11 protein-coding genes are annotated in these 13,013 nt (G+C 71.1%); all 11 read left to right on the forward strand.

The features are described from left to right. Window positions 1–39: 39 nt before the first annotated feature. The 11 genes from uvrA to U5C87_RS13970 all read left to right on the forward strand — a co-directional run bounded on the left by uvrA (window position 40) and on the right by U5C87_RS13970 (window position 12,995). The gene (uvrA, locus tag U5C87_RS13920; RefSeq protein ID WP_330476694.1) at window positions 40–3,174 is read left to right on the forward strand and encodes an excinuclease ABC subunit UvrA; all 3,135 of its coding nucleotides are present in this window, start codon (window positions 40–42) and stop codon (window positions 3,172–3,174) included. Continuing rightward, window positions 3,171–3,728 carry a Rieske (2Fe-2S) protein gene (locus tag U5C87_RS13925; protein ID WP_330473141.1) on the forward strand — a complete coding sequence of 186 codons (558 nt, stop codon included), beginning with the start codon at window positions 3,171–3,173 and terminating at the stop codon, window positions 3,726–3,728. The genes uvrA and U5C87_RS13925 overlap by 4 nt, the downstream gene beginning before the upstream one ends. 53 nt (window positions 3,729–3,781) lie before the next feature. Then, complete coding sequence (gene uvrC / locus U5C87_RS13930; RefSeq protein WP_330473142.1) at window positions 3,782–5,884, forward strand: excinuclease ABC subunit UvrC; 2,103 nt, start codon at window positions 3,782–3,784, stop codon at window positions 5,882–5,884. After that, on the forward strand, window positions 5,881–6,798 hold the full coding sequence (gene rapZ, locus U5C87_RS13935; protein WP_330473143.1) for an RNase adapter RapZ: 918 nt from the start codon (window positions 5,881–5,883) through the stop codon (window positions 6,796–6,798). The genes uvrC and rapZ overlap by 4 nt, the downstream gene beginning before the upstream one ends. 22 nt (window positions 6,799–6,820) lie before the next feature. After that, window positions 6,821–7,786 (forward strand): gluconeogenesis factor YvcK family protein, encoded by a 966-nt coding sequence (locus tag U5C87_RS13940; protein ID WP_330473144.1) that lies wholly within the window; start codon window positions 6,821–6,823, stop codon window positions 7,784–7,786. 116 nt (window positions 7,787–7,902) lie between these two features. Then, a complete protein-coding gene (whiA, locus tag U5C87_RS13945) occupies window positions 7,903–8,883 on the forward strand; it encodes a DNA-binding protein WhiA (RefSeq protein WP_030202127.1) in 981 nt (326 codons plus the stop codon). A 209-nt stretch (window positions 8,884–9,092) separates the two neighbouring features. Then, the gene (gene gap, locus U5C87_RS13950) at window positions 9,093–10,097 is read left to right on the forward strand and encodes a type I glyceraldehyde-3-phosphate dehydrogenase (protein WP_030202130.1); all 1,005 of its coding nucleotides are present in this window, start codon (window positions 9,093–9,095) and stop codon (window positions 10,095–10,097) included. Between the two features lie 99 nt (window positions 10,098–10,196). After that, on the forward strand, window positions 10,197–11,405 hold the full coding sequence (locus tag U5C87_RS13955; RefSeq protein ID WP_330473145.1) for a phosphoglycerate kinase: 1,209 nt from the start codon (window positions 10,197–10,199) through the stop codon (window positions 11,403–11,405). Continuing rightward, window positions 11,405–12,217, forward strand: a complete 813-nt coding sequence (gene tpiA, locus U5C87_RS13960) for a triose-phosphate isomerase (RefSeq protein ID WP_030202138.1) — start codon at window positions 11,405–11,407, stop codon at window positions 12,215–12,217. Before U5C87_RS13955 ends, tpiA begins: the two co-directional genes overlap by 1 nt. Window positions 12,218–12,386: 169 nt before the next feature. Continuing rightward, on the forward strand, window positions 12,387–12,632 hold the full coding sequence (secG, locus tag U5C87_RS13965) for a preprotein translocase subunit SecG (RefSeq protein ID WP_030202140.1): 246 nt from the start codon (window positions 12,387–12,389) through the stop codon (window positions 12,630–12,632). Window positions 12,633–12,644: 12 nt separating this feature from the next. Then, window positions 12,645–12,995, forward strand: coding sequence for an RNA polymerase-binding protein RbpA (locus tag U5C87_RS13970; RefSeq protein WP_081920628.1), 351 nt, complete (start codon window positions 12,645–12,647; stop codon window positions 12,993–12,995). The last annotated feature ends 18 nt before the right edge of the window (window positions 12,996–13,013 follow it).

Consider the following 13,013-nt stretch of genomic DNA (forward strand, 5'->3'; position numbering starts at 1 on the left):
GAGCCGCCGATGGGGGGACTGTCGGTGGCCCCACCTAGCATGTTGCGCGTGACTGTTACGCCCACCGGCAACGCCCATTCCCTCGTCGTCCGCGGCGCGCGCGAGCACAACCTGCGCGACGTGTCCGTCGACCTCCCGCGCGACAGCCTCATCGTCTTCACCGGGCTCTCGGGGTCGGGCAAGTCGAGCCTCGCGTTCGACACGATCTTCGCGGAGGGCCAGCGCCGCTACGTCGAGTCGCTCTCGGCCTACGCCCGGCAGTTCCTCGGGCAGATGGACAAGCCCGACGTCGACTTCATCGAGGGCCTGTCGCCCGCGGTCTCGATCGACCAGAAATCGACCAACCGCAACCCGCGCTCGACGGTGGGCACGATCACCGAGGTCTACGACTACCTCCGCCTCCTCTTCGCCCGCGCCGGCCGGCCGCACTGCCCGGTCTGCGGCGAGCCGGTGACGCGCCAGTCGCCGCAGCAGATCGTCGACCAGCTGCTGACGCTCGAGGACCGCACCCGCTTCCAGGTGCTCGCGCCGGTCGTCCAGGGCCGCAAGGGCGAGTTCGTCGACCTCTTCGCCGAGCTGCAGACCAAGGGCTTCTCGCGCGCCCGCGTCGACGGCGAGGTCGTCTCGCTCGCCGAGCCGCCCGCCCTCGAGAAGCAGAAGAAGCACACCATCGAGGTCGTCGTCGACCGCCTCGTCGCCAAGGGCGACGACGCCGGCTCCAAGCGCCGCCTCACCGACTCCGTCGAGACCGCCCTCGGGCTCGCCGGCGGCATCGTCATCATCGACTTCGTCGACCGTGACGCCAAGGCCAAGGACCGCGAGCGGCGCTTCTCCGAGAAGATGGCCTGCCCCAACAACCACCCGCTCGGCATGGACGAGATCCAGCCGCGCTCCTTCTCGTTCAACTCGCCGTTCGGCGCGTGCCCGGAGTGCACCGGCATCGGCACCGAGCTGGAGGTCGACCCCGAGCTCGTCGTGCCCGACGACGACCTGTCGCTGGCCGAGGGCGCCATCGCTCCGTGGGCCCAGGGGTCGGGCTCGGCCGAGTACTTCCAGCGCGTCATGGGCGCCCTCGCCGAGGACATGAAGTTCTCGATGGACGCTCCGTGGCGGGCGCTGCCGGCGCGTGCCAAGGAGGCGCTGCTGCACGGCCAGAACTACAAGGTCCACGTCAAGTACAAGAACCGCTACGGCCGCGACCGCTCCTACACGACCGGCTTCGAGGGCGTCGTCCCGTTCATCAAGCGCCGCCACTCCGAGACCGACTCCGAGTGGAGCCGCGACCGCTACGAGGGCTTCATGCGCGAGGTCCCGTGCCCGGTCTGCAAGGGCGCCCGCCTCAAGCCCGAGTCGCTCGCGGTCCTCCTCGGCGGCAAGAACATCTCCGAGGTCTGCGGTCTCGCGATCAGCGAGGCGGCGGGCTTCCTCGACACCGTCGACTTCACGGCGCGCGAGAAGCAGATCGCCGAGCGCGTCATCAAGGAGATCGACGCACGCCTCGGCTTCCTGCTCGACGTCGGCCTCGACTACCTCTCGCTCGACCGGCCCGCGGGCACGCTGTCGGGTGGCGAGGCCCAGCGCATCCGTCTCGCCACGCAGATCGGCTCCGGCCTCGTCGGGGTGCTCTACGTCCTCGACGAGCCGTCCATCGGCCTGCACCAGCGCGACAACCACCGGCTCATCGAGACGCTGACGCGCCTGCGCGACCTCGGCAACACCCTCATCGTCGTCGAGCACGACGAGGACACCATCGCCACGGCCGACTGGGTCGTCGACATCGGTCCTGGCGCCGGCGAGCACGGCGGTCACGTCGTGCACTCCGGTCCCGTCAAGGGCCTGCTCGAGCACCCCGACTCGCTGACCGGCATGTACCTCTCCGGACGGCGCGAGATCCCGTCGCCCGAGGTGCGTCGTGGCCACGACGGTCGCCAGATCACGGTGAGCGGCGCCCGCGAGAACAACCTGCAGAACGTCTCGGTGAACTTCCCCCTCGGCAACCTCGTCGCGGTCACCGGCGTCTCCGGCTCGGGCAAGTCGACCCTCGTCAACGACATCCTCTACAACGTCCTCGCCAACAAGCTCAACGGCGCGCGTCACGTGCCCGGCCGGCACAAGACCGTCACGGGCCTCGACCAGCTCGACAAGGTCGTGCACGTCGACCAGAGCCCGATCGGGCGCACCCCCCGGTCGAACCCGGCCACCTACACCGGCGTCTTCGACAACATGCGCAAGCTCTTCGCCGAGACGACCGAGGCCAAGGTCCGCGGCTACCAGCCGGGCCGGTTCTCGTTCAACGTCAAGGGCGGCCGCTGCGACGCGTGCTCCGGCGACGGCACGATCAAGATCGAGATGAACTTCCTGCCGGACGTCTACGTCCCGTGCGAGGTGTGCCACGGCGCCCGCTACAACCGCGAGACGCTCGAGGTGCACTTCAAGGGCAAGACCATCGCCGACGTGCTCGACATGCCGATCGAGGAGGCCGCGACGTTCTTCGAGGCGGTCCCCGCGATCGCCCGACACCTGAAGACGCTCAACGACGTCGGCCTGGGCTACGTCCGCCTCGGCCAGCCCGCGCCGACCCTCTCCGGTGGTGAGGCCCAGCGCGTCAAGCTCGCGAGCGAGCTGCAGAAGCGCTCGACCGGACGCACGATCTACGTCCTCGACGAGCCGACCACGGGCCTGCACTTCGAGGACATCCGCAAGCTGCTCGACGTCCTCCAGGGTCTCGTCGACAAGGGCAACACCGTCATCGTCATCGAGCACAACCTCGACGTCATCAAGAACGCCGACTGGATCATCGACATGGGGCCCGAGGGTGGCTCCGGTGGCGGCACGGTCATCGCCGAGGGCACCCCCGAGCACGTCGCGGAGGTGGAGGGCAGCCACACCGGGCGGTTCCTCAAGCCCATCCTTGAGCGCACCGCCCGCACGACGACCCGCGGGACCGCCGGCAGCCGCGCCAAGAAGTCCGCGAGTTCTGCGGGCTCCCAGCCATCTGACGGCGCGCGCACAACGAACCCCCGCACAGTGAAGGCATCCAAGACCGCTGCCCCGTCCAAGACGAGCGGTCGCGCCCGAGGAGGTGCCACCACGGCTGCTGCGAAGAAGAGCACGTCGAGCACGACCGTGAGCAAGACGAGGACCTCCACCACGACCCGGAAGAGGAACGCATGACGCAGGGCAGCCCCGCCGACCCGACCCAGCCGACCAGCAGCCCGGACACCGCGACGACCGCAGCCTCCCTCGACGAGCGGGTCGCTGTCCTGACCGACCGACGCGGCGTGCTCAAGGCGGCCGGTGTCGTCGGCGTCGCGGTCGGCGCCGGGGCCCTGACCGCCTGCAGCAGCCCGCCCGTGCCGAGCGGCCCCGCCGGCGGGTCCTCGAGCGCAGCGGCCGCGGGCGGTGCGTCCTCGAGCGCCGGCGCCACGGCGTCGGGCTCGGCCGGAGGCGGCACCCCGACGTCAGAGATCCCGGTCGGCGGCGGCAAGGTCTTCCCCGACAGCCAGACCGTCGTCACCCAGCCGACCGCCGGCACCTTCAAGGCGTTCGACGCGATCTGCCCCCACCAGGGCTGCACCGTCGACTCGGTCGAGGGCGGGCAGATCATCTGCCCGTGCCACCAGAGCCACTTCGACGCAACGACGGGCGACCGCGTCTCAGGCCCGGCGCCGACGGGCCTGACCGCCAAGACCATCACCGTCTCGGGCGGCAGCTTCACCGTCAGCTGACGGCCGCCCGGGCGGCGTTCGGCGCCGTCGGTGGCCCGACATAGGGTGGGAGCGTGGCGGACCCGACGACCTACCGACCGAAGCCGGGGGAGATCCCGACCGACCCGGGCGTCTACCGTTTCCGTGACGCGCACGGCCGGGTCATCTACGTCGGCAAGGCCAAGTCGCTGCGACCGCGGCTGTCGTCCTACTTCCAGGACATCACGGCGCTGCACCCGCGCACCGCGACGATGGTCACGACCGCGGCGTCGGTCGAGTGGACCGTCGTCCGCACCGAGGTCGAGGCCCTCCAGCTCGAGTACTCCTGGATCAAGGAGTTCGACCCGCGCTTCAACGTCAAGTACCGCGACGACAAGTCCTACCCCTTCCTCGCGGTCACCATGGGCGAGGAGTTCCCCCGCGCGCAGGTGCTGCGCGGCGCGAAGCGCAAGGGCACCCGCTACTTCGGTCCCTACGGCCACGCCTGGGCGATCCGCGAGACCCTCGACCTGCTGCTGCGTGTCTTCCCCGTCCGCACCTGCTCGGCCGGCGTCTTCAAGCGTGCGGCCGCGAGCGGCCGCCCCTGCCTGCTCGGTTACATCGACAAGTGCTCGGCGCCCTGCGTCGGCCGGGTGACGCCCGACGAGCACCGCGCCATCGCCGAGGACTTCTGCGACTTCATGGCCGGCAACACCGCACGCTTCGCCAAGCGGCTCGAGACGCGGATGAAGGAGGCTGCGGCCGAGCTCGACTTCGAGCAGGCCGCGCGCCTGCGCGACGACATCGGGGCCCTGACCAAGGCGCTCGAGAAGCAGACCGTCGTGCTCGGCGACGCCACCGACGCCGACGTCTTCGCCCTCGCCGACGACGACCTCGAGGCCGCGGTGCAGGTCTTCCACGTCCGTGGCGGCCGCATCCGCGGCCAGCGCGGATGGGTCGTGGAGAAGGAGAGCGAGGACGTCCCCACGCTGGTCGAGCACCTGCTCCTGCAGGTCTACGGCGACGCCGACCGTGAGACGGTCCCGCGCGAGGTGCTCGTGCCCACTCTCCCCGCCGACGCCGAGGCGGTGACCGAGTGGCTCTCGTCGGTCCGTGGCTCGGCTGTCAGCGTGCGGGTGCCCCAGCGCGGCGACAAACGCACCCTGATGGAGACCGTCCGACGCAACGCCGACCAGTCGCTCGCCCGCCACAAGGTGGCCCGTGCCGGTGACCTGACGCTCCGGAGCAAGGCGCTGCAGGAGCTGCAGGACTACCTCGGTCTCGACGACGCCCCACTCCGCATCGAGTGCTACGACGTCAGCCACGTCCAGGGCACCAACGTCGTCGCGTCGATGGTGGTCTTCGAGGACGGCCTGGCCCGCAAGAGCGAGTACCGCCGCTTCATCGTCCGCGGAGCCACGACGGGCGAGGAGGGCGACGAGCCCGTCACCGTCGACGACACCGCCGCGATGCGCGAGGTGCTGACCCGGCGCTTCCGCCGCTACCTCGAAGACGCCGAGGGGGCCGGTGACCTCGACCTCTCGACCGGCGTCGTCGGGGAGTCGTCGGGGCCGCGGGCCGAGGCGCCGAACGGGGCGTCGAACAGCGCCTCCAACGGGGCCACGAACGGTGCATCGAGCGGGACCACGGATGACGACGACTCGCCGTCCTCCGGGCCGATCGACCCCGAGACGGGCCGGCCGCGCCGCTTCGCCTACCCGCCCAGCCTCGTCGTCGTCGACGGCGGCCTGCCGCAGGTCAACGCCGCCCAGGCCGTGCTCGACGAGCTCGGCATCGAGGAGGTCGCCCTCGTCGGCCTCGCGAAGCGCCTCGAGGAGGTGTGGCTGCCCCGCGACGACCACCCCGTCATCCTCCCGCGCACGAGCGAGGGCCTCTACCTGCTCCAGCGGCTGCGCGACGAGGCGCACCGCTTCGCGATCACCTTCCACCGCCAGCGGCGGTCCAAGGCCATGACGACCTCCCAGCTCGACGGCATACCCGGTCTCGGCGCGAGCCGACAGAAGGTCCTGCTGCGCCACTTCGGTTCGGTCAAACGACTTCGCGCAGCGGACGTAACGGACATCATGGCCGTACCTGGCTTCGGCCAGTCGCTTGCATCAGCCGTTGTCAGCCACTTGGCTGAAGGTGCACCGCAGCAGCCAGCCGTGAACCTCACGACGGGAGAAGTGCTCGAATGACCGCCGACAGCAGGCGCACACCGCAGACGCCCCTGGCCGACGCGCCCATCGTCATCGTCACCGGCATGAGCGGGGCCGGGCGCAGCACGACCGCCAACGTCCTCGAGGACCTCGGGTGGCTCGTCGTCGACAACCTGCCGCCCCAGCTGCTCACGCACCTCGCGGAGCTGCGCGACGAGGCTCGCGCGCAGCACCCCGAGGAGCACCTGCAGCAGGTGGCCGTCGTCGTCGACGTGCGCTCACGCGGCTGGTTCGCCCAGCTCGAGGGCGCGATCGGCGCGGCCCGCGAGCGGGGGGAGCGACCCAGCCTCGTCTTCCTCGACGCGACCGACGAGGCGCTCGTGCGCCGTTTCGAGAGCGTGCGCCGGCCGCACCCGCTCCAGGGCGACGGGCGGCTGCTCGACGGCATCCAGCGCGAGCGCGAGCTGCTCCTCGACCTGAGGTCCTCGGCCGACGTCGTCATCGACAGCTCGGGCCTCAACGTGCACCAGCTGAGTGCCAAGCTGTCCTCGCTCTTCGCGGGGGACCGGCGCGTCCAGCTGCGCATCGCCGTCATGTCCTTCGGGTTCAAGTACGGCCTGCCGCTCGATGCCGACGTCGTCTTCGACATGCGCTTCCTGCCCAACCCGTACTGGGTGCCCGAGCTGCGCTCCCTGACCGGGCGCGACACTCCCGTCAGCGAGTTCGTCATGCGCCAGGAGGGCGCCGACGAGTTCCTCGACCGAGCCGGCAACCTGCTCGACACGATGATCGACGGCTACGTCCGCGAGGGGCGCCGCTACGTCACGGTCGCCGTCGGCTGCACCGGCGGCAAGCACCGGTCCGTGGCCATCGCCGAGGCCCTCAGCGAGCGGCTCGGCGGCCGCGACCGCGTCGACACCTTCGTCGTCCACCGTGACCTGGGCCGCGAGTGACCGGGTGACCGGGACCCACTCCGTGACGACCCCACGCCTACCACTCGGCTCTCCCCAGCGGCGCATCGTCGCGCTCGGCGGCGGGCACGGGCTTGCGGCCGCCCTGACCGCGCTGCGGCTGCTCACCGACAACGTCACCGCCGTGGTGACGGTCGCCGACGACGGCGGCTCGAGCGGGCGCCTGCGTGAGGAGTTCGACGTCCTCCCTCCGGGGGACCTGCGCATGGCGCTGTCGGCGCTCTGCGACGACAGCGACTGGGGCCACACGTGGCGCGACGTGCTGCAGCACCGCTTCGCCGGGACCGGCGACCTCAAGGGCCACGCCCTCGGCAACCTCATGATCGTCTCGATCTGGGAGCTGCTCGGCGACACCGTCCAGGGCCTCGACCTCGTCGGCCGGCTCCTCGGTGCCCGCGGCCGCGTGCTGCCGATGGCCGCCGAGCCGCTGGAGATCGTCGCCGAGATCCGGGGTCACGACCCCGACCGGCCCGACGAGACGGTCGAGGTGCGCGGACAGCACCGGGTGGCGTCCTCGCCGGGCATCGTCTCCTCGATCGGCATCCTCCCGACGTGTCCCGAGCCCTGCCACGAGGCGCTGGCCGCCGTGCGCGAGGCCGACTGGGTGATGCTCGGCCCCGGCTCGTGGTTCACGTCCGTCATGCCGCACCTGCTCGTCCCGGCCCTCGCCGACGCGCTCGTCACGACCCCGGCCAAGCGGCTGCTCAACCTCAACCTCGAGGTGCACAAGGGTGAGACGCGCGACTTCCGTGCCGAGGACCACCTCGCCTCGTTCGCGGCCAACGCGCCCGAGCTGCGGCTCGACGTCGTGCTCGCCGACCCCAGCGTCGTGCCCGACGGCGCGTCGTTGCGGGCTGCCGCCGCCGAGCTCGGCGCCGAGCTCGTCGTCGCCCCGGTGGCCGCGAGGGGCGAGCCGGGGGTCCACGACCCCCTGCGTCTCGCGGCCGCGCTGCGCGACGTCATCTCCTGACGGCTCCGTCGTCACCGAGCGGCGACCGCCTCGGGCCGACGGGACGACCCCGGGCATTCGGAGGGCGCAGGCACTCCCGCGCGAGGGTCCTTGATCGGGGTGGCAGGATGTCGCCCATGGCCATGACAGCAAAGGTGAAGGACGAGCTCTCGCGCCTCGAGGTGACCAAGCCCTGCTGTCGCAAGGCCGAGGTGTCCACGATGCTCCGCTTCGCCGGGGGCCTGCACATCATCGGGGGACAGATCGTCGTCGAGGCCGAGCTCGACACCGCCAACGCCGCACGGCGCCTGCGCCGCAACATCGCCGAGGTCTACGGCCACAAGAGCGACATGCTCGTGCTCGCCGCCGGCGGCCTGCGCCGCGGGTCGCGCTACGTGGTCCGCGTCGTCGAGGACGGCGCGACCCTCGCCCGCCAGACCGGGCTCATCGACACCCGCGGGCGACCCGTGCGCGGGCTGCCGCCCAAGGTCGTCAGCGCGGCGACGTGCGACTCCGAGGCGGCCTGGCGCGGCGCCTTCCTCGCCCACGGCTCGCTCACCGAGCCGGGTCGCTCGTCGGCCATGGAGGTGACCTGCCCGGGGCCCGAGGCCGCGCTCGCCCTCGTCGGCGCGGCGCGTCGTCTGGGCATCCAGTCCAAGGCCCGCGAGGTCCGGGGCGTCGACCGGGTCGTCATCCGCGACGGCGACGCCATCGGCGCGATGCTGACCCGCCTCGGCGCCCACGACGCCGTCATGGCCTGGGAGGAGCGCCGCATGCGGCGCGAGGTGCGGGCCACCGCCAACCGCCTGGCCAACTTCGACGACGCCAACCTGCGCCGGTCGGCGCGCGCCGCGGTCGCCGCCGGTGCCCGCGTCGAGCGCGCCATGGAGCTGCTCGGCGAGGACATCCCCGACCACCTGCGCGAGGCCGGCGTGCTGCGCCTCGAGCACAAGCAGGCGAGCCTCGAGGAGCTCGGCCAGCTCGCGAAGCCGCCGATGACCAAGGACGCCGTCGCCGGTCGCATCCGGCGCCTGCTCGCCATGGCTGACAAGCGGGCCGAGGAGCTCGGTGTCGCCGGCACCGACGCGAACCTCACTCCCGACATGCTGGAGAGCTGAGCCCCAGCCGCACGACGAGCGCCGTCCCGGGCGCTCCCGCCCTCAGGGCGCTGCCCCGTCGCGGGCTGAGCGCGTGCTCACCCGACGCTGAGACTGCCCCCTCGCCGCTGCGGGGGACGCACTAGGGTGGATGTGATCACGGTCGCAACGGGGCGGCCCGAGGTCTGGCTTTTCCGTCCGAAACAGTCTCACCGAAGAGGTGCACAGCAGTGACCGTTCGCGTTGGTATCAACGGCTTTGGCCGCATCGGCCGCAACTTCTTCCGCGCCATCGTGGCGTCCGGAGCCGACATCGAGGTCGTGGCCACCAACGACCTCATGGACAACAAGACCCTCGCCCACCTGCTCAAGTACGACTCGATCCTGGGTCGCTTCCCCGGTGAGGTCTCCTACGACGACACGTCGATCATCGTGGACGGCAAGTCCATCCGCGTCTTCGAGGAGCGCGACCCCGCCGCCATCGACTGGGCCGGCGTGGGTGCCGACGTCATCGTCGAGTCCACCGGCTTCTTCACCGACGCGCAGAAGGCCAAGGCCCACATCGACGGCGGCGCCAAGAAGGTCATCATCTCGGCCCCGGCCAAGAACGAGGACATCACCATCGTCATGGGCGTCAACCACGACCTCTACGACGCCGACAAGCACACGGTCATCTCCAACGCGTCGTGCACGACCAACTGCCTCGCCCCGATGGCCAAGGCGCTCAACGACGAGTTCGGCATCGTCAAGGGCCTCATGACGACGATCCACGCCTACACGCAGGACCAGAACCTGCAGGACGCGCCGCACAAGGACCTGCGTCGTGCGCGCGCAGCCGCCCTCAACATCGTCCCGACGACGACGGGCGCCGCCAAGGCCGTCTCCCTCGTCCTGCCGGAGCTCAAGGGCAAGCTCGACGGCTACGCCCTGCGCGTCCCGGTGCCCACGGGCTCGGCGACGGACCTGACGTTCGAGGCCGGCCGTGAGACGACGGTCGAGGAGGTCAACGCCGCGGTCAAGGCCGCTGCCGAGGGCCCCCTCAAGGGCTTCCTCGTCTACACCGAGGACGAGATCGTCTCCAAGGACATCGAGACCGACCCCGCGTCGTGCATCTTCGACGCCGGCCTCACCAAGGTCATCGGCAACCAGGTCAAGGTCGTCGGCTGGTACGACAACGAGTGGGGCTACTCCAACCGCCTCGTCGACCTCGTCGCGCTCGTCGGCAAGTCCCTCTGAGCCTCCCGGCCACCGCCCCGTGGCGCTCCTGCGAGCGCCTTGGGGCGGTGGCCGCCTCCATGCCCGGCTGCACCACCAACTGACGAAGAGGCATCCCGCGTGAAGACCACCACCGACCTCGGGGACCTGCGCGGCAAGCGCGTCCTCGTCCGGTCCGACCTCAACGTGCCGCTCGACGGCACCACCATCACCGACGACGGGCGCATCCGCGCCTCGGCGCCGACGATCAAGGGCCTGGCCGACGCCGGCGCCCGCGTCATCGTCTGCGCCCACCTCGGCCGCCCCAAGGGCGCTCCCGAGGCGAAGTACTCCCTCGCCCCCGTCGCGAAGCGCCTCGGTGAGGTGCTCGGCTCCGACGTCGTCTTCGCCGACGACACCGTCGGTGACGACGCCAAGGCCAAGGCCGCCGCCCTCGAGGACGGCCAGGTGCTGCTCCTCGAGAACCTCCGCTTCAACGCCGGCGAGACCGCCAAGACCGACGAGGAGCGCGCCGAGTTCGCCGGCGAGCTCGCCTCTCTCGCAGACGTCTTCGTCTCCGACGGCTTCGGCGTCGTGCACCGCAAGCAGGCGTCCGTCTACGACGTCGCCCGCCTGCTGCCGCACGCCACGGGCGACCTCGTCTCGACCGAGGTCGACGTGCTCCGCCGCCTGACCAAGGACCCCGAGCGCCCGTATGCCGTCGTGCTCGGTGGTGCCAAGGTGTCCGACAAGCTCGGCGTCATCGGCAACCTGCTCGGCACGGCAGACCGTCTCCTCATCGGTGGCGGCATGGTCTTCACCTTCCTCGCGGCCCAGGGTCACGAGGTGGGCAAGAGCCTGCTCGAGTCCGACCAGGTCGACACCGTCAAGGGCTACCTCGAGCGTGCCGAGAGGGAGGGCGTCGAGATCGTCCTGCCCGTCGACGTCGTCGCGGCCGACGCGTTCAGCGCCGACGCCGACCACGAGGTCGTCGCCGTCGACGCGATCCCGGCGGACCGGATGGGTCTCGACATCGGCCCCGAGTCGAGCGCCCTGTTCGCCGACAAGCTCGCCGACTGCCGCACGGTCTTCTGGAACGGCCCGATGGGCGCGTTCGAGATGGAGCCCTACGCCGCCGGCACCAAGGCCCTCGCCGAGGCGCTCGTCGACATCACCGCGCGCGGTGCGCTCACCGTCGTCGGTGGCGGGGACTCCGCGGCCGCGGTCCGCCAGCTCGGCTTCCGGGACGAGCAGTTCGGCCACATCTCCACCGGCGGCGGCGCGAGCCTCGAGTACCTCGAGGGCAAGGAGCTGCCCGGTCTGACCGTGCTCGAGGAGGGCGACGCCTGATGGCCAAGGACACCAAGCCGGTGGGCCGCGTGCCGCTCATGGCCGGCAACTGGAAGATGAACCTCGACCACCTGCAGGCCACGCACCTCGTGCAGAAGCTCGACTGGACGCTGCGCGACGCCAAGCACGACCACGCGGCCGTCGAGGTCGCCGTGCTCCCGCCGTTCACCGACCTGCGCTCGGTCCAGACCCTCGTCGAGGGCGACAAGCTCGACCTCAGGTACGGCGCGCAGGACCTGTCCCCGCACGCCTCCGGCGCCTACACCGGTGACATCTCGGGCGCCTTCCTCGCCAAGCTCGGCTGCACCTACGTCGCCGTCGGCCACAGCGAGCGTCGTGAGGGCCACGGAGAGACCGACGCCGTGGTCAACGCGAAGGTCAAGGCGGCATACGCCCACGGGCTGACGCCCATCCTGTGCTGCGGCGAGGGGCTCGACGTGCGCAAGGAGGGCCGACAGGTCGAGCACGTCGTCGCGCAGCTGCGCGAGAACCTCGACGGCGTCACCAAGGAGCAGGCCGCGTCGATCGTCATCGCCTACGAGCCCATCTGGGCCATCGGCACCGGTGAGGTCGCGACGCCCGACGACGCGCAGGAGGTCTGTGCGGCGATCCGCACCCTGCTCGCCGAGCTCTACAGCGGCGACGTCGCCGACGGCGTCCGCGTGCTCTACGGCGGCAGCGTCAAGGCGAACAACGTCGCCGCGATCATGGCCCAGGAGGACGTCGACGGCGCGCTCGTCGGCGGCGCCTCGATCGACCCGGCCGAGTTCGCGTCGATCTGTCGCTACCGCGACCACCTCGCGACGTCCTGAGCACAGCCGTCGACCGGACGGACCCCTGACGGACTCCTCACGGACCCCGTCACGTCCGTTCGGTCGATGGGCACTCGGGCAGGTATCCTTGCCCGAGCCCCGGAACATGTGGGGGAGGGGCCGACCGGCCCCACCGACCCCCGGGACCCCGACGATTTGGAGTGACCACGTGGATGCGGTTCGCATCGTGCTGCAGGTCCTGCTGGTGCTGTCCAGCATGGTCCTGACCCTGTTCATCCTGCTGCACAAGGGCAAGGGTGGCGGCCTGTCCGACATGTTCGGCGGGGGCATGTCCACCTCCCTCGGTGGTTCGTCGGTCGCCGAGCGCAACCTCGACCGCTTCACCGTGGCCGTGGCCTCGGTCTGGGCGGCGTCCATCATCGGTCTGGGCCTGCTGGCCCGCTTCGTGAGCTGACAGGAGACGTAGATGGCCAGCGGTAACGCCATTCGTGGAAGCCGGGTCGGCGCCGGCCCGATGGGCGAGGCGGAGCGCGGTGACACCGCCCCTCGCGTCCACATCTCCTACTGGTGCTCCAACGGGCACGAGACGCGCCCGAGCTTCGCCGAGGAGCCCGGCATGGTCCTGCCCGAGACGTGGGACTGCCCGCGCTGCGGCTTCCCGGCCGGCCAGGACAAGGAGAACCCTCCGGCCCCGCCGAAGGTCGAGCCCTACAAGACGCACCTCGCCTACGTGAAGGAGCGTCGCAGCGACGCCGACGGCGCCGCGATCCTCGACGAGGCGCTGAGCACGCTCCGCGAGCGTGGCCTCATCCAGTGACGTGACCTGCGCGCCCGC

Origin of the sequence: Terrabacter sp. C0L_2, from assembly GCF_036352015.1 — a bacterium.
In the GTDB taxonomy this organism is placed as follows: domain Bacteria; phylum Actinomycetota; class Actinomycetes; order Actinomycetales; family Dermatophilaceae; genus Terrabacter; species Terrabacter tumescens.